General features: G+C 66.5%; 10 protein-coding genes. 2 read left to right on the forward strand and 8 right to left on the reverse strand.

Translation table 11 applies throughout. From position 1 onward, the window contains the following. Positions 1 to 91: 91 nt before the first annotated feature. Positions 92 to 901 (forward strand): zinc transporter ZupT, encoded by an 810-nt coding sequence (zupT, locus tag C1933_RS12880; RefSeq protein ID WP_108750087.1) that lies wholly within the window; start codon positions 92 to 94, stop codon positions 899 to 901. A gap of 129 nt (positions 902 to 1030) precedes the next feature. Here the strand turns inward: zupT and C1933_RS12885 are convergent, their stop codons facing one another. Further along, positions 1031 to 2005 carry an RluA family pseudouridine synthase gene (locus C1933_RS12885; protein WP_108753592.1) on the reverse strand — a complete coding sequence of 325 codons (975 nt, stop codon included), beginning with the start codon at positions 2003 to 2005 and terminating at the stop codon, positions 1031 to 1033. 408 nt (positions 2006 to 2413) lie between these two features. On the opposite strand from C1933_RS12885, the gene C1933_RS12890 reads away from it, so the two are divergent. Continuing rightward, positions 2414 to 5677, forward strand: a complete 3264-nt coding sequence (locus C1933_RS12890; protein WP_108753593.1) for an Rne/Rng family ribonuclease — start codon at positions 2414 to 2416, stop codon at positions 5675 to 5677. Between the two features lie 599 nt (positions 5678 to 6276). Here the strand turns inward: C1933_RS12890 and C1933_RS12895 are convergent. The 7 genes from C1933_RS12895 to C1933_RS12925 all read right to left on the reverse strand — a co-directional run bounded on the left by C1933_RS12895 (position 6277) and on the right by C1933_RS12925 (position 18287). Beyond that, complete coding sequence (locus tag C1933_RS12895) at positions 6277 to 7161, reverse strand: endonuclease/exonuclease/phosphatase family protein (RefSeq protein ID WP_108753594.1); 885 nt, start codon at positions 7159 to 7161, stop codon at positions 6277 to 6279. A gap of 2 nt (positions 7162 to 7163) precedes the next feature. Continuing rightward, on the reverse strand, positions 7164 to 10331 hold the full coding sequence (locus C1933_RS12900; RefSeq protein ID WP_108753595.1) for a discoidin domain-containing protein: 3168 nt from the start codon (positions 10329 to 10331) through the stop codon (positions 7164 to 7166). Beyond that, entirely contained in the window at positions 10328 to 11164 is an 837-nt protein-coding gene (locus C1933_RS12905) for a carbohydrate ABC transporter permease (protein ID WP_108750092.1), read from the reverse strand. The genes C1933_RS12900 and C1933_RS12905 overlap by 4 nt, the downstream gene beginning before the upstream one ends. Then, a complete protein-coding gene (locus C1933_RS12910) occupies positions 11161 to 12042 on the reverse strand; it encodes a sugar ABC transporter permease (protein WP_108750093.1) in 882 nt (293 codons plus the stop codon). The genes C1933_RS12905 and C1933_RS12910 overlap by 4 nt, the downstream gene beginning before the upstream one ends. Beyond that, complete coding sequence (locus C1933_RS12915; RefSeq protein WP_234414732.1) at positions 12039 to 13340, reverse strand: sugar ABC transporter substrate-binding protein; 1302 nt, start codon at positions 13338 to 13340, stop codon at positions 12039 to 12041. Before C1933_RS12915 ends, C1933_RS12910 begins: the two co-directional genes overlap by 4 nt. Before the next feature lie 46 nt (positions 13341 to 13386). Next, positions 13387 to 14994: a glucoamylase family protein gene (locus C1933_RS12920; RefSeq protein WP_108750094.1), complete on the reverse strand. Its 1608-nt coding sequence runs from the start codon at positions 14992 to 14994 to the stop codon at positions 13387 to 13389. A 236-nt stretch (positions 14995 to 15230) separates the two neighbouring features. Beyond that, positions 15231 to 18287, reverse strand: a complete 3057-nt coding sequence (locus C1933_RS12925) for a TonB-dependent receptor (protein WP_108753597.1) — start codon at positions 18285 to 18287, stop codon at positions 15231 to 15233. Positions 18288 to 18312 lie beyond the last annotated feature (25 nt).

Consider the following 18312-nt stretch of genomic DNA (forward strand, 5'->3'; position numbering starts at 1 on the left):
GACTGCGACGAGGCCAGCCGACGCCCGCCTCGCCCTTGCCGCCCCGGCCCGTGCCGGGGCGGTCGACTGCCCCCCTGGAACGCGTCGGCACATGCTGCAGATCCCCCCTGAAAACATCTGGATGGCGCTGGCCGTCACCCTGGCGGCCGGCCTGGCCACAGCCATCGGCAGCCTGCTGGTGCTGTTCTCGCGCCGGCCCAACCCGCGCCTGCTGGCCTTTGGCCTGGCCTTCGCCGGCGGCGCGATGGTCTATGTCTCGCTGTCGGAAATCCTGAACAAGGCCATCGACTCGTTCTCGCTGGCCTACGGCGAGCGCAGCGGCTTCACCTACGGCACGGCAGCCTTCCTGCTGGGCATGCTGGCGATCGTGGTGATCGACCACTTGATCCCCAACCCGCATGAGACGCTGGACAAGCAGGACCCGGCGTTCCGCGACAACAACAAGGCGTATATCAAGCGGGTCGGCCTGCTGACGGCCATCGCCATCACCGCGCACAACTTCCCGGAAGGGCTGGCCACGTTCTTTGCCACCCTGGAAAGCCCGTCGGTGGGCATGCCGCTGGCGTTTGCCATCGCCATCCACAACATTCCCGAAGGCATCGCGATCGCGGTGCCGGTGTACTTCGCCACGCAGAACAAGCTGCACGCCTTCGCCGCCAGCCTGCTGTCGGGCCTGGCCGAGCCGGTGGGTGCCGTGATCGGTTATTTCCTGCTGAAGGGCGCGCTGTCGCACGCCACGTTCGGCTGGGTGTTCGGCCTGATTGCCGGGGTGATGGTGTTCCTGGCGCTGGACGAGCTGCTGCCGGCGGCCAAACGCTATGCCAAGGGCCACGAGACCGTGTACGGGCTGGTGGCCGGCATGGGCACGCTGGCGATCAGCCTGGTGCTGTTCAAGTGGTGACGGCCTCCGCACGGCGCATCCACGCATGGCGTGGGTCTACCGCCCCGGCCCCGTAGCGTCGAGCTTGCTCGACTGGCTTGCCGCGCAACCGGCCGAAGAGCCGTCGAGCATGGCTCGACGCTACACGGGCTACTTCAGGCGGTCCAGCGCTTCCACCAGTTCTTCGGCCAGCGGCGCGTTCAGCACGTACGGGGTTTTGCCCGCGTCCAGCGCAAACTCCAGCGAGGCCGCGTGCAGGAACAGGCGCTTCAGCCCAATCTGCTCACGAAGCCGCTTGTTGACGGCAGGATCGCCGTACTTATCGTCACCAGCCACCGGGTGCCCCAGGTGCTGGGCATGCACGCGGATCTGGTGGGTACGGCCGGTTTCGATGCGCACCTCGCAGTAGGAGTGCCCACCGCGCCGTTCAAGAACGCGGAAGTGGCTGATCGATTCCTTGCCGATCGCGTTCACCTGCACATGGCGCTCGCCGCCCTGGCGCAGGCCCACGTGCAGCGGGGCGTCCACCGTCATCACACCGTCGGGCATGCGCCCGGCCAGCAGGGTCAGGTAGCGCTTGCGGATGCCGGCGCCGTGGTCTTCACGCAGCAGGGCCTGCAGTTCGCTCAGCGCCGAACGCTTCTTGGCCACGATCAGCAGGCCCGACGTGTCGCGATCCAACCGGTGGACCAGCTCCAGGGTCTGCCCCGGGCGCAGCGCACGCAGGGTCTCGATGGCGCCGAAGCTGATGCCGCTGCCGCCGTGGCTGGCCACGCCGGTGGGCTTGTTCAGGGCCAACAGGCGCGCGTCCTCGAACACGATCGCCTGCTCCAGGCGGCGCATGAACGCCTCGGGCGGGCCGGCCTTGTCTCCTTCCTCGGTGAGACGAACCGGCGGCACACGCACCTCGTCGCCCGCCTCCAGCTTGCGTTCGGCCTTGGCACGGCCGCCGTTGACGCGCACCTGGCCGCTGCGCACCAGCTTGTAGACCAGGCTGCGCGGGGCGCCCTTCAGCTGGCCCAGCAGGAAGTTGTCCAGCCGCTGGCCGGCGCGGTCCTCGGGAACGGTGATCATGCGCACGGAAGGCTTGTCGCCGGCCGGCTTGGTGGGGTCTGATGCAGTCATCGGGCTGTTTATTCTGTTACACTCGGGGGGCGAGATAAGGGATTGATTTCGTTGGAAGTTACTCAGGGCCAGAAGCCCAGCTTCCGACGAATCCGGCACAGTGCGCGACCACCGCCCGCGGGGCGGCCATGTTAGCGGCTCACCGGCCTTCCCGGCCATCGCCGGATGCCTGACACGCAACCGAGCTGAACATGTCCCGCGTGGCGCTCCAGCCTGGCTGACAGCTGCCTGCGGCCCTGCAACACCCCAAAACCCATAAGAGTGAAGCGCTCCCGCGGCCTGCCGTGGTGTCGTAGCGCTGGAAACCGAAGCTGCCCTCCCCGCGCATGCGCGAATGGGCGGCGAGCCGTATCCAGAGGCGAAACCCCATGGCGTTCCGCGCGGTAGCCGCTTGCGAGGAACGCAAGAATGAAGCGAATGCTGATCAACGCCACGCAGGCCGAAGAGCTGCGTGTTGCCATCGTCGATGGCCAGTCGTTGTATGACATCGATATCGAGCAGCCGTCCAAGGAACAGAAGAAGTCCAACATCTACAAGGGCCGGATCTTCCGCATCGAGCCCTCGCTGGAAGCGGCCTTCGTCGAATACGGCGGCGGTCGCCATGGCTTCCTGCCGCTGAAGGAAATCTCCCGCGACTACTTCCAGGCCGGCGTCGACCACAACAAGGCCGGCATCCGCGAACTGCTGAAGGAAGGCCAGGAAGTGGTCGTGCAGGTCGACAAGGAAGAGCGTGGCAACAAGGGCGCCGCCCTGACCACGTTCATCTCCCTGGCCGGCCGCTACATGGTGCTGATGCCCAATTCGCCCAGCGCCGGCGGTGTCTCCCGTCGCATCGAGGGCGAAGACCGGGCCGCGTTGAAAGACGCACTGGACAAGCTGAACATCCCCGACGACATGGGCGTGATCATCCGCACCGCCGGCGTCGGCCGCGATGCCGAAGAGCTGCAGTGGGACCTGGACTACCTGCTGAGCGTCTGGCGCGCCATTGCCGAAGCCGCCCTGAGCAAGCCGGCCCCGTTCCTGATCTACCAGGAATCGCGCCTGATCGTGCGCGCCCTGCGTGACTACCTGCGCGCCGACATCGGCGAGATCCTGGTGGACACCGAGGAGATGTACGAGCACGCCAAGGAGTTCATGCAGCAGGTGATGCCGCAGACCCTGCGCAAGCTCAAGCACTACAAGGACGACATCCCGCTGTTCAACCGCTTCCAGATCGAATCGCAGATCGAAGGTGCCTACGAGCGCAACGTGCGCCTGCCGTCGGGCGGCTCGATCGTGGTCGACCAGACCGAAGCGCTGACCGCCGTGGACGTGAACTCCTCGCGCGCCACCAAGGGCAGCGACATCGAAGACACCGCCTTCCAGACCAACCTGGAAGCGGCCGAGGAAGTGGCCCGCCAGCTGCGCCTGCGCGACCTGGGCGGCCTGGTGGTGATCGATTTCATCGACATGGCGTCCAACAAGCACCAGCGCGAGGTCGAGAACCGCCTGGCCAACGCGCTGAAGTACGACCGTGCGCGCGTGCAGGTCGGCCGCATCTCGCGCTTCGGCCTGCTGGAAATGAGCCGCCAGCGCCTGCGCCCGAGCCTGGGCGAATCCAGCCAGATCGTCTGCCCGCGCTGCGATGGCCATGGCCGCATGCGCAGCGTCGAGTCGCTGTCGCTGTCGATCATCCGCGTGGCCGAAGAGCATGCGATGAAGGAGAACACCGGGCAGGTGCTGGTCCAGGCCCCGGTGGAGATCGCCAATTACCTGCTGAACGAGAAGCGCAGCGCGCTGCGCGAGATCGAACGCCGCCACGAAGCGCCGATCGTGATCGTTGCCGACGAGCAGCTGCACACCCCGCACTACACCGTTACCCGCCTGCGCGAGAACGAGCTGGGTGAAGAGAGCAACAAGCCCAGCTACCAGCGCGGCACCCCGCGCAAGCTGCCGGTGCATGCCCTCACCAAGGGCCAGCTGAACATCCCGCCGCCGGCGGTCACCCAGGTCAAGCACACTGCGCCGGCCCCGGTGCGTGCCGAAGCCGAACCGGCCGCTGCGCCGGCCCCGGCCCCGGTGGCTGCGGCTGCCCCGGCCGCTGCCAGCAGCGGCGGCGTGGTCGGTTGGCTGAAGCGCATCTTTGGTGGCGAACCGGCCCCGGCCGCTGCCCCGGCCCCGGCCGCGCGCCAGCCGCAGCACGACGGCGGCCAGCGCAAGGACCGTAACAAGGATCGCAACAAGGACCGTAACAAGGACCGTCGCGACGAGAACCGTGGCAACGGCGGCAATGGCAACGCGCAGAAGGATGGCGGCAACCGCAAGGACCGCAACGAACAGCGCAAGGACGGCCGCAACAACAACAACAACAACAACGGCAACGCGCAGCAGCCGCAGCAGGGCAAGCAGCAGAAGGACGCTGCCCAACCGCAGCAGCCGCAGCAGAACAAGCCGCGCAACGAGCAGCAGGGCCAGAACCCCAACCCGGGCCAGGGCCAGCAGCAGCCGAAGCTGAAGCAGCCGCGCCAGCCGCGTCCGCAGGATGGCGAGAAGCCGACCGACAAGCCGCAGCGCAACGCCGCCGAAGAGGCCGTGGACGCCGTGCCGGCCGCCGCGGTCGCCGCCACTGCCGTGGCCGCCAACGTGGTCACCGCGCAGGAAGCCACCGCACCGGTGGCGACCCCGGTTGCCGCTCCGGCAGCGCAGGTCGCGGCCCCCGCTGACACGACCCCGACCCCGGCCGTTGAGGCCGAAGGCGTGGTTGCCGGCGATGAAGACGCTACGGCCGATGCAGCCGATGCGGCCAACGGCGAGCAGGCCGGCGAAGGCGCAACCCGCCGTCGCCGCGGCCGTCGCGGTGGCCGTCGTCGTCGTCGCGGTGGCGCCGAGAACGCCAACGGCGCCGACGTGCTGGGCGATGACCAGGACGAAGGTGACGAAGGCGAAGACCAGGACGTGGTCGAACCGAACCGCGACAGCAGCGCGCCCGCTGCGGTCGCTGCCCAGCAGCCGGCGCGTTCGCAGCCCGAGTTCGATTTCGACGATGAGATCGAGCCGGCCAGCGTAGAGGCCGAAAAGCCCGCGCGCGCACCGGCCGCTGTTGCCGCTGCCGCACCGGTGGCTGCGGTCAGCAGCGCCGTACTGGAAGCCGTTACCGAAGTGCAGTCCGTGGACGTGCCGGTGGCCCGCGAAGCCGCCCCGCAGCCGGAACAGGCGAAGCCGACCCCGGTGCAGACCAGCATGCTGGATGCCATCGATGCGGCCACCCCGGTGCAGCCGGTTGCCGCCGCCCCCGTGGCCGAGGTGAAGCCGGTCGTGGTTGAAGCCACCCCGGTGGCCGAAGCGGCCCCGGCCGTGGTTGAAGCCGCTCCGGTGGTGGAAGCCGCTCCGGTCGTGACCGCCGCCACCCCGGTGGTCGTTGAACCGACTCCGGTTGTCGAAGCCGCCCCGATCGCTACTCCGGTCGTTGAAGCTGCGCCGGTCGTGGACGTTCAGCCGGTTGTTGAACAGCCGGTCGCCCCGGTCGTGCTGGAGGCCGCTCCGGTCGAAGCCGCCGCGCCGGTCGAAGCCGTGGTGACGCCGTCGATCGACCCGGTGGCCGATGGCCACGCCGATTCGGCCAGCCAGGCTGCCGAGGCCCCGGCGTCGGACGAAGACGAAGAAGCCGCCAAGCGCACGCCGCCGGCGAACTGATCGTTGTTTGATCGCGTGAAAGCGAAACGGCGGGGATCGATGATCCCCGCCGTTTTTGTTTGTGCGGCCCGTACGGCCTTGGTCGCTGCCAACCGTGATTGGCACTTTGCTTCACCGCGCGCAGGTGCGTCCGTGCTTGCTTGGTAGGTGCCAACCTTGGTTGGCACTTTGATTCACCGCACGCGGATGCGTCCGTGCCGACCAAGGTCGGCACCTACCAGAGCGCCTTTGCTTCACCGCGCGCAGGTGCGTCCGTGCTTGCTTGGTAGGTGCCAACCTTGGTTGGCACTTTGATTCACCGCACGCGAATGCGTCCGTGCCGACCAAGGTCGGCACCTACCAAAGCGCATTTGATTCACCACGCACTGAGAGGGACTTGCTTGGTAGGTGCCAACCTTGGTTGGCACTTTGATTCATCGCACGCGGATATGTCCGTGCCGACCAAGGTCGGCACCTACCAGAGCGCCTTTGATTTACCGCACGCGGATGCGTCCGTGCCAACCAAGGTTGGCACCTACCAGAGCGCCATGGATTCAATGCGCGTCGAAGGACTGTGCCGACCAAGGTTGGCACCTACCAGAGCATGAAGCCCCGTGGCATCAGCGGGGCGGGGCGAACTGCAGGCGGGTCCACACGCCGTAGTGGTCCGACGCCCAGCGACCGCTGTCGTCGGGCTGGTCGAACAGGATCTTGGCTTCGCGCGCGACCATCCGGTCCTGCTGGAAGAAGATGTGGTCGATGCGCGAGGGCGCCTGGTAATAGTGCCGGTTCAAGGTACTGACCGCCGCCAGGTCGGTGTTCACGTGCACGCTGCCGTAGCTGTCACCGTAGTGGCTGCGCAGTTCGCTCAGGTCGCCGGCATCCACCAGCGCGTTGAAGTCACCGGCAATCACCACCGGCGCACCGGCCGAGGTTTCGGTGATGAAGCGCAGCAGGTCCTCCACCTGGCTGCGGCGGATGCCCTGGCCGCGCTCGTCACTGCGCTCGTTCAGATGCGTGGCATAGACGTTCACCGCCTGCCCGTCCACGTCGATGCGCAGGTGGGCCACGGTGCGGTAGTCATCCAACGGCTGCAGCAGGTGCTCGCCGTGGGCCAGGATCGGGCGCCGCGTCAGCAGGGCGTTGCCATAGCGCTTGGGCGCACCCACCGGATCGGTGGATACGAAGACGTACCTGTAACCAAGCTGGCTGGCCAGCCACTGGGCTTGGTTGCGCACGTTGCGGCGCTGGATCACTTCCTGCAGTGCAATGGCATCGGGTTGCAGGCGCTTGAGCTCGGCCACGATCGTGCGCCGCCGGGTCGGCCAGTCTTCGCGGTCATGGTGCAGGTTGAAGGTGACCATGCCCATGCCGGGCGCGGTCGATGCCTGCGCAACGGCAGGTTCACCTGCCTGCTGCGCCACCGCCCACGCGGGCAATGCCAGTGCCATGGCCAACCCCAGGGCGCGCAGTGCCACGCGCGCTCTCCCCTGCTTCAACGCCATGTTTACTGCCCCTTGCGTTCGGCGCGGCGCACCGCACTGGGCACTTCAATTTCCACACGCGCTGGCAGCGCGTGTACGTGCAGTTCGTTGTCCACCCATTCGGCCGGCTCGCCATTGACCGTGGCCGCGCCGGGTTCGCCGCTGTAGGGCCACGGCAGCACCACGCCACCCACCGGCGGCAGCAGGCCCGGCTGCACGTCCAGCACCAGCTGCTTGTCGTTGCGCTGCAGGCGGTAGTTCAGCTGCCCCTGCGGGGTGCGCAGGCCCTGCACGGCAATGCCCTCGCCCTGGAACCAGGCGGTGGGAATACCTGCGGCCAGCACCAGCGCGTCATCCACATCGCGGTTGTAGGCGAACATGTCCAGCGCCGAACGCACGAAGTCCGAGGCCACCCAGGCATGCGGCAGGTCGCCCACGAAGAACGGCGTGCGCGGCGTGCGCGAGACCACTTCGGCCCACTGGTTCCAGGCCTGCGGCGCGCGGTCCTTGAAGAAGAACTGGCTGGCCTGCCAGGCGCGGTCACGCCAGCCCAGGCGCACGAACGCGGCCACGTTGCGCCACTCGTACGGGGTGTAATCCTTCCATTCGCGCTTGCCGTCGCGGCGCGCCACGAATTCGTTCCAGTAGCGCTCGAACGTGCTGTCCAGTGCGGGCTGCGGCAGGCGCCCCTGCTCGCCGCCGGGGGCCAGGGCGATGGTGGTGGAGGTGGCATCGAAGTCCCCCAGCTCGGCCGAACCGGGCAGGAAGTCGATGCGGTGCTGCTGCATGGCCGACTGCAGCGATGCCTGCAGGTCATCACGGAACTGGTCGCGCGATTCACTGATCTGCATCGCTTCGACCTTGCCCAGCTGCGCGGCGATGATCGCCGCGTCCTTGTAGCCGCGCAGTGCCCAGAAGTTGTCCCAGTACGAATGCATCGGCTTGGCCGAATAGCCTTCGTGGCTGATCGAAGCCGGCATCATCCCGTAGAACGCGGGATTGCGCGCACGGTTCTCTTCGGTGCGCTCGCTGGCGCGCAGCTGTTCCATGTACTGGTAGGCGCCCTGCACATGCGGCCACATCAGTTCCAGGAAGGTGCCATCGCCGGTGTAGCGCCAGTACTCGGCGATGTTGTAGATCAGTTCGCCATGGCTGTCGTTCTCCGGCACCGGGTCGCTGCCGCGCGCATCCACGCAGCACGGCACCTTGCCGTTCTCGAACTGGAAGGGCGCGTACCAGTTCACGTAGTCACGCACCGCATCGCTGCGGCCCATGCGCAGCAGCCCTTCGGAAATCATGGCGCCATCGCGGATCCAGCTGCGCGCATAGGAGCGCGTGCCCGGCTGCAGGCGCGGTCCCACGCGCGAGATCAGCATGTGCGCGACGGCGGTGCGCAGTGTTTCCACCAGCGGCTGGCCGGCGGCCGGCACCTGCAGCGACACCACGCCCAGCTTCTGCCGCCACTGCGCGGCCACCTGCTGCTGTGCCTTGGCCACGTCCAGCGCCTGCGGCGCCCAGCTGCCGGTCTGCGGCAGCACCACCGCCACTTCGCGGCTCTGCCCCGGCTCCAGCTTGATGGTGTACAGCAAGGCGCCGGAGGCCAGCCCGGTGCTGTCCTTCACCGCCGTGGTGCCGGGCAGCTTGCCGCTGGCCAGGTGCATCGCGTCCAGCTTGCCATCGAACGTGGTGGCGAAGCGCGCATCGGGCGCCTGAAGCGGATAAACCCGCGGCTCGCCATTGATGCGCACCAGCTGCTCGCCCACGTCCAGGCTGTCGATGCGGCTGAAGCCGCCGGTGGTGTTCAGGAACTGGGTCGGCGGATTCACCTGCCACGGCCGGATCGCCAGCGCCAGGGTGTATTCGTGCGCCACCTTGTCCGGGTTGCTCAAGCGGTAGCGGCCGATCAGCTGCGCGCGCTCGGGCGTGCCCTGCACGAAACCGGTCACCGACAGCCCGGCCTTTTCATGCACCCAATCGACGTTGGCGATGGGCAGGTAGCGGTCCTGCAGCGATTGGGTGATGGCCACGTTGGACCAGTCCAGCAGCTTGCCATCCAGGCGGACGAACGGCTCGATGCTGAAGCTGCCCTTGGCCGGCTCCAGCGCACCGTCTTCGCTGATCAGCGCCTGTTCCTGGCCGCCATCCAGACCCAGCAGGGTCCAGTACGGCTGCTCGCCCACGAAGGCACGCGGCAGCGCGCCGCGCGGCAGGTCTGCTGCCACCGACGAGAGGAACGCGTTGGGCGTGGCCGCAAAGGCCAGCGGCTTCAGCGCGATGTCGCGGATGCCGTAGCGCCAGTTCGGGCCGCCCTGCAGGTCGAAGCGCACATAGCGCGCGTCGGTGTCGGGCAGCGCCAGCCAGTCACGGCCACCGCCACCATTGGTCACCTCACGCACGGTGCGCCAGTCGCGGCCGTCCTGCGAGGTGCGCACGGTGTAGCGGGTCGCTTCCAGACTGGGCAGCCAGTCGATCACCGCCCCGCCGATCTCGCGCGTGTCGTGCAGATCCAGGCTGATGGTCTGCTGCTTGACCCCGCCGCTGATCCAGAAGGTATCGCTCTTGCCGTCGATCATGCGGTCCTGCAGCGCAGGCGCGGTATCGGCAATCACCGCCGGGTGCAGCGGCGAGGTGTCCTGCGCCGGCAGGCCCTGCAGGGTCAGCTTGTCGAAGCACACGGTGCCGCGCCCACCCACCTTGCTGTAGATGGTGAACTCGACCGCGGCACTGCGCGCCATCTCCTTGTCCGGCGACGGCCCCCACGCCTTGTCGATCTGGCGCCGGCGGTACTCCACCGGCGTCCAGGCCTTGGGGAAGCTGTAACCGGGGCGGTTGACCCACCACACGTTGTCACCGCTGGCGTCGATCAGCTTGAACTGCAGGTCGTTGCCCGGCGAATCGCCGCGCAGCTGGAAGCCGAAGCGGTAATTGACCGGGTATTCGATGTTCAGCGCACGGCGCAGGCCCACATAGCCGGAGACCTTGTGGAAGTCGTAATCCAGGCACAGCGCGCGGCCACCGCCCGGTGCGGTGACCGGGCGCAGCGAACCACTGACCTGGTCGGACAGCACCAGCTTCCATGCGCCGATGTCGTCGAAGTCATCCAGCACCTTCGGCGCGGGCAGCGCCGGTGGTGCGGCGATCGCCAGGGAAGACCACAGCAGGCCCAATCCAACGGCGATCGCACGCTTCATCCCTTCACACTCCCCAGCAACAGACCTTGGATGTAGTACCGCTGCAGCACCAGGAACAGGGCCAGCACCGGAACCACGGTGACCACCGCGCCGGCCATCATCATTTCCACGTCCATGATGTGTTCGCGCGAGAGGGTGGCCAGTGCCACCGGCAAAGTGTAGTGCTCCTGGTCGGTCAACACGATCAACGGCCACATGAAATCGTTCCATGCGCCCATGAAGGTGAAGATCGCCAGGGTGACCAGCACCGGCTTGAGCATCGGCAGCACGATCTGGAAGAAGATGCGCAGCTCCCCTGCCCCGTCGATGCGCGCTGCTTCCAGCAGCTCATCGGGAATGGAGCGGGCGTACTGGCGCACCAGGAAGATGCCGAACACGCTGGCCAGGGCCGGCACGATCACGCCGCCGAAGCTGTTGACCAGGCCCAGCTGCTTCATCAGCAGGAACAGCGGCAGCATGGCCACCTGCGCCGGGATGACCAGCGCGGCCATCAGCACCTGGAACAGGCGCTCGCGGCCGACGAAGTTCAGCTTGGCGAAGGCGTAGCCGGCCATGGTGTTGAGCAGCAGCGAACCCAGGGTGATGGCCAGCGATACCAGCAGGCTGTTGGCGAAGTTGCCGCCCATGCCGGTGCGCGCGAACAACTCCAGGTAGTTGCGCGTGGTGACGTGCGAGGGCAGCAACGGCGGCGGGAAATGGGTGGCCTCGCCCTGTGGCATGAACGAGACCGAGACCATCCACAGCAGCGGTGCCAGGCTGACCAGGGCCAGCACCAGCAACGCACCATTGACCATCCACGGGTGCCAGCGCGACTGGCCGATTTCACGACTCATACCAACTGCCTCTTGCGGCCGAAACGCAGCATCACGGTGGTCACCGCCAGGATGATCAGGAACAGCAGGAACGCCACCGCGGAGGCGCGACCCAGGTTCCACCACTTGAAGCCTTCCTCGAACATGAAATACAGCACGCTGACGGTGCTCTGCAGTGGGTCGCCGCGGGTCATCACGTAGGGTTCGGCGAACAGCTGGAAGTAGCCGGACACGGTAATGACCCCGACCACCAGCAGCACCGGGCCGAGCATCGGCAGGGTGATGTGCAGGAACTGCTTCCAGCGCGAGGCACCATCGATGCGCGCGGCCTCGTACAGGTCATGCGGAATGGCCTGCAGGCCGGCCAGGAAGATCACCATGTTGTAGCCGAAGTTCTTCCACACGGCGAACAGCATGATGGTGGGCATGGCCCAGTTCGGGTCACCCAGCCAGTCGATCGGGCTGATGCCGATGTGGCCCAGGCCGTAGTTCACCAGACCGTAGCTGGTGTGGAACAGGTAGCGCCAGATCACCGCCACCGCCACCAGGGTGGTCACCACCGGGGCGAACAGTGCGGTGCGGAACAGCGCCTTGAAGCGCGCCGCCGGTGCGTTCAGCAGCATCGCCGCGCCCAGCGACACGCCGATCGACAGCGGTACGCCGATCAGCACGAAGTAGGTGGTGTTCCACAGCGACTTCCAGAACATCGGGGTCTGCAGCAGATCGATGTAGTTGCCCAGGCCGACGAACCGCAGGTTGCTGCTGTCGGACAGGGCGTACAGATCGAAGTCGGTCACGCTCAGCGCCAGCGCCGAGGCCACCGGCAGGCCGAAGAACAGGCCCAGCACGATCAGCGAGGGGCCGGCGAAGATCCAGCCGGCAAGCGAAGTACGTTTCATTGCGGGCTCCCGGCCGCTGCGGCCGGCGCATCGGCAGGTGCCTGCGCACCGCCGCCCTGCAGGCGTTGTTGTTCATGCATCCAGCGGCGCTTGGCCAGCACCTTGTCCACGCGCTGGTCCAGCTCTTCCACGGCCTTGTCCTGCGGCAGGCCACCGCGCACCACCTTTTCGGTGACAATGCGCATTTCCTGCACGATGCGCTCCCACTCCAGCACCTTCGGCGTGGGCTTGACCCGCTCCAGCTGGTCACGGAAGGCCGCAGCCAGCGGATCACCGGCCAGCGAAGGTGCGTTCCAGGTGCTGCGACGCGGCGGCAGGTCACCGATGATGGAATGGAAGCGGGCCTGGATTTCCGGCCGCGACAGGAACTCGATCAGCTTCCACGAGGCTTCCTTCTGCTGAGACTTGCGGAAGATCACCAGGCTGGTGCCACCGGCGATGCCCGCGCCCGGACCGTCCGGGCCCGGCAGCGCAGCGGTGCCCCACTGCCCTTCCAGTTCCTTGGGCTGCAGCTTCTTGAACTCGCGGATGTTCCAGGGCCCGGAGATGTAGAAGACGTTGAAGCCGCGGAAGAACTCATCCCAGACGTTGGAGATCTGCGTCTCGGACATCTTCGGCGCCCAGCCCTGCTCGAACATGTTCGAGTAGAAGGCCAGGGTGCGGCGGAAGCCGGGGCTGGCGAAGTTGCCACGGGTGTCATCGTCGCGCAGCAGCGGGTCGGGCTGCTGCAGTGCCAGCGACAGCTGCTGCTCGAATTCGTTGATCGGCATCAGCACCGCATAGCGGTTCGGGCCCTGCATCTTCTTGATCGCGGCCATCTGCTGGTCCCACTCGGCCCAGGTGCGCGGCGGGTGGTCGAAACCGGCCTTGGCCAGCAGGTCCTTGCGGTAGTAGATCAGGCGCGTATCGACGTACCACGGCACGCCCACCAGCTCGCCGTGGATCACGTTGGTATCCCAGATGCCCTGGAAATAATCCTGCGGATCGACCACGGTCGAGCGCTGCACGAACGGCTGCAGCGGGGTCAGTGCATCCAGTTCGGCGAACTCGGGCACCCAGGTGTTGCCGAGCTGGCAGACATCGGGCAGGCCATCGGCGGCGAAGGCGGTCAGCAGCTTTTCATGCGCGGCCGTCCACGGAATGTTCTGCACATCCACCTTGATGCCGGGGTTCTCGGCTTCGAACTCGTGGATCAGCTCGCTGACCACTTCCGCTTCGCGGCCCATGGCCCAGAAGCGCACGGTGGTGGTGCCCTGCTCGGTGCGGGCGCAGCCGGCAACGGCCAGCACGGCCAGCAGCGGCAGCGCCCAGCGGCGCAGGCGATGGGTCCAGGGATGCACCGGCTTACTTCCCCTGTCCAGTGTTGCGGTTGGCATTGTTCTTCTGTTCCTGCGCGGCGGCCGCGCGCGATTCTGCGATACCCACCGCGCGCGCCGCCGCGGCCTTCTCATCCTTCTGCAGCTGCAGCGGCTGGAACTCGCCTTCCGGCGCCAGCCAGCCACCACTGAACCCTGCCCGTTCCAGACCCTTGCGGATGTACGGGTTCTTCTTCATCACTTCCCAGACGAAATCATCGCGGTAGTTGGCGATCATGGTCAGGATCGGGCCCTGGTCGATGGCGATGTAATCGCTGGCGACCCAGCCGCGGTCGGGCACCAGGCGCCCGGTCTTGATCGGAATGTCGTAGTTGAAGCTGGGATTGAACGAATCCAGGAACCCGTAGCTGGAATAGATGTAGTCGCCGTAGCGCTTGTGCATCTCCACCGTGGCCGGGATCACTTCCTCCGGTGCGAACACGATCGAGGACACCGCCGCGGTCGGGGCAATGGTGCCGTCGTCGAAGTTCTCGCGCAGGCCTGCGCCGCGGGAGGAGTAATGGCGGAACTGGCGCTGCTCGCCGCGGTATTCCTGGGTGGTGTTCTGCGGGCCATCGCTGGCGGTCAGGCCCCACACGTTCTCGCCGTAGTCCTTCCAGTTCATCGGGTTGGCGATGGCGTACTCACGCTGGGCCAGCGCCGCCGAACGGCTGTTGAGGAAGTAGGTACTGCCGCGTTCGCGCATGTACGCGTCCTGGATATCGCGGAAATCGATCCAGACGTGGCTGTACTGGTGGCCGAACAGCGGCCCGAAGGACAGGTATTCCTGGCCCTGGTAGACGCCCCAGTCGTTGTCGTAGGTGCGGGTCCACACGGTCCACGCATCCGGGCTGACCGGGTGGCTGGGCGAGCCCAGGGCGAGGATGTAGACCATCATCGCTTCGTTGTAGCCCATCCAGTCGTGGTCGATGAAGCCGCTTTCGGGGAACCAGCCCATGGAGATGAGCGGTGCGCGCTGCTGCAGCCACGGCCAGTCCACCTGCTTGTACAGGCTGTCGGCGATCTGCCGGATCTCTTTTTCGCGCGGGTCGTCGCCGTCGTAGTACGACTGGGCGAACAGCACGCCCATCATCAGCAGCGCGGTATCCACCGAGGACAGTTCCACCCAGCTGTCGTAGCGACGGCCTTCCTGCATGTCCAGGAAGTGGTAGTAGAAGCCCTTGTAACCGGCCTTGCCGGTGCGCTGGGGTCCCATCGGCACATCGCGGAAGAACTTCAGCGTGGTCAGGGTGCGGTCGATGGCCTGGTTGCGGCTGACCCAGCCGTTCTCGATGCCGATCGGGTAGGCGGTCAGCGCGAAGCCCACCGAGGCGATGCTGGCGAACGGACGCGAGGGATAGCGGTCGGGGGTCAGGCCGTTCAGTTCATTGGTGGTATCCCAGAAGAACTGGAAGGTGCGGCGCTCGATATCGTCGAACAGCGGCGGCAGTTCCGGCTTCATCGGCCGCGGCGGTGCGTCGGCCTCGACCAGGATCACCTGCGGCTTGGGCTTGGCCGGCGCTTCCTGCTGGGCCGGTTTGCAGGCGGCGATGGCCAGGGTCATCGCAGCGGCGGTCAACAGGTGGCGTGCCTGCATGGCGCGGTTCCTCCGGTGGGCTGTTCGATGGAAGAGCATAACGTCCAAACACCTGAAATCGTTTACAGCACGGACTCTTAAAAAACCACGAAAAACGTGGCCCGGGTGTCGGCGTCATTGCCCATGCCAGTGCACCGTGCAGTCGCGGCGCACTGGCATGGGCAATGGACCGGCCATCACGGCCGGCCATTGCACAACCGGTACCGCCGGCGAACCGGCGGTACCAAGCGCGATCATCAGAAGCGGAAGCCCACTTCGGCCTTGATCTGGCGCGGCGTACCGATGATGTCACCGGTCTCGTTGTAGCTGGCTTCCAGCTTGCCGTTGCTCTTGATGTAGTTGTAGCTGGAGAAGTTGTCGAAGTTGAACACGTTGATGATGTCCAGGCGAGCGTACAGCTCGGTATCACCCGGCATCTTGAACGTCTTCGTCGCCTGCAGGTCGACCGAGCGGTAGCCGAACACCTTGCCACCGATCAGGAACTTGCCATTGGCGTTGGGCACGGCGGCCTGCGGGGTCGGCAGGGTGTAGCCGCTGGCCTGCGGGATGCCGTACCAGTCATTGACGGCGGTCGGGGTGGCCAGGGTGATCTTGCCACCGAAGGTGATGCCCCAGAAGCCCGCGTACGAACCGGTCACCACCAGGCGGTGGCGCGGCGCGCCGTTGGAACGGATGGTCGGGTAGTCACCGATCAGGCCGCGGTCGAACGCGTACTTCTCGTTGATGTCGCGGTTGTGGCGCGCGGTCGTCCAGGTGTAGGCGATCGAGGTGCCCCAGCCGCTTTCCTTGGTGAACGGCTTCTGCGCCGACAGCAGCACCTGGGTGGCACGGGTCTTGATGCCCTGCTGGCCGATGATCAGGCTGCCGAAGCCCGGCACGTTGCAGCTCCAGGCCTGGCTCAGGCCCGGGTCGGTGCCGCCGCACAGGCGCGGGTCATCGAAGAACTGGCCGGTCGGGTAACGGTTGCCCAGGGTGAAGGCGAAGCCGTCGTAGCTCAGGGTACGGGCGATGGTCGCGTCGGTCAGCCAGTCACCGATCTGGTTGCTCATGCCCAGGCTGAACTGATCCGAGTACGGGGCCTTCAGCTTGTTGTTCAGCAGGTCCACTTCCAGACCGGCATTGCTGGTGGCGCCCACCAGGGCCTGCAGGTTGCCGATGCCGTTGAGCAGGTTCGGGTTCCAGTCGTAGCAGGCGGCCTGGCCGTTGATGCAGGTGCCGGTGGCCGGGTTGCGGAAGTAGATGGTCGGCTGCGGCAGGGCCAGCTTGGTGGTTTCCAGCTGCAGGTTGTCGAACAGGTCGCGGTCGTAGGAACGGCCGGCACCACCGTGGATCACGTGCTGCTCGTCGGCGTTGATGTCATACGAGAAGCCCAGGCGCGGCTGCCAGGCATCCTTGAACGCCTTGCGGTTGTGGCCGTTGCTGATGTAATCGCTGATGTCCAGGCCGCCCAGCGCCAGCGAATCGGCGTAGGTCTGGCCGGCGGCGGCGCGCGGGTCCTGCGAGTAGATGGCGTCCACCACCTGCTGCGGGGTCACGAAGTCCAGGTAGGCCGGGTTCTTTTCGTAATCCCAGCGCAGGCCCAGGTTGATCTGCAGGTGATCATTGACCTGCCAGTCGTCCTGGATGAACAGACCCAGCTGCTTGGCCTTGGAACGCACTTCACCGGACACGCCCGACACGCCGGTGACCGGCTTGACGAACTGTGCCTTGTACGGGATGTCCGACGGGAAGTCCGGATCGCCCAGGGTGTAGGTGAAGGTCGGGTTGATCTGCGCCGCGTCAGACGCGTACAGATCGATTTCCTTGTACTTCACGCCCATCTTGATGGTGTGGTCGCCCGCCCACTGGATGCCGTCCAGGGTCAGGTTGTCTTCGATCGACCAGCCCTTCTGGCCCTTCACCTGCGAATCCAGTGCCGAAGCGCCGCCGACCTTGACGATGGTGCGGTCTTCGGTGCCGTCCGGCGCGGTGTAGGTGATGCCGTTGGCCAGGGTCAGCGGGGTCGGGTTGTTGAACGAATCTTCGTGGGTGACCATCAATTCGTTGTAGTAACGCTCACCGCTGTGGTTCCAGCGCAGCGCATAGCGGCGATCGGTGTTGACCACTTCACGGCCGGCTTCCGGCGAGGTCTGGCCACTGAACTGCTGCTGGGTTTCGTCGCGGTCCTGGAAGGTCAACTCGATGCGATCGTTGTCGGTCGGCTCGAAGTCGACCTTGGCGAAGATCAGGTCCTGCTGGAACGGCTGGCTGGCCGGGCCGAGGCCGGCAGCGCCGTCAGCCGGCAGCAGACCCACGCTGCTGGTCACCGCACCGTCCGGCGCGATGGTGACCGGCAGGTCGAAGCGCTTGGCTTCGTAGGTCACGAAGAAGTGGGCCTTGTCCTTGACGATCGGGCCGCCCAGGGCGAAGCCGTATTCCTTCTCGGCCGAAACCATCTTGTCCTGGCCAGCCTGGCGCTCGGCCGGGGTCTTGGCGCGCATGTCTTCGTCGGTGTAGCGGTAGAACGCCTCACCCTTGAATTCATTGGTACCGGACTTGGTCGCGGCGGTCACCGCGGCGCTGGACACCTGGCCGTACTCGGCCTTGTAGTTGCCGCTGATGACCTTGTATTCGCCGATGGCCAGCTGCGGGAACGGGTTGCCGGCGCTGCCGGACTGGCCGGCCACGCCGCCGCCCTTCACGTAGCTCTTCTGGCCCACGCCGTCGATGTAGACGTTGGTGCCGTCGGCATTGGTGGCGCCGCCGCGCAGCGAGGTGTTGCCCTTGGCATCACGGGTGAAGATCATGCCCGGCACGGCGTCGGCGAACTCCAGGAAGTTGCGCGACACCTGCGGGGTGGTCTGGATCTGCTGCAGGCTGACGGTCTTGCCGACTTCGGAGGTGCGCACTTCCTGCAGCAGGGTCGGCGCGACCACGTTCACGGTGTCCAGGTTGGTGGCCGCGGTGGTGCCGCCGCCGGTGGCGGCCGCTTCGCTGAAGTTCAGCGTGGCGGTGGAGGCCACGGTGACGGTGACCTTCTGGGTCTGGCCGTTGGCCACCACGTCATAGGTGCCCGGGTCCAGGCCCATCAGCGAGTAGCTGCCGTCGGCACGCACGGTGCCACGACGTACCGAACCGGTGGCCACGTTGGTGGCGGTCACTTCCGCGCCGGCCTGGGCGCCGGACACCTGGCCACGCAGGCTGGCGTTGGCCGACTGGGCCATCACGTTCGGGGCGGCGGCCAACATCAGGCAGCTGACCAGGGCGGTACTCAGCAGCCGGCGTGCCGGCGTGCGGATGGTGGAATGCATCATCAACTCAATCTCCGGGTGGTGGTCC

Origin of the sequence: Stenotrophomonas sp. ZAC14D2_NAIMI4_6 (genome assembly GCF_003086875.1) — a bacterium.
Taxonomy (GTDB): Bacteria; Pseudomonadota; Gammaproteobacteria; order Xanthomonadales; family Xanthomonadaceae; genus Stenotrophomonas.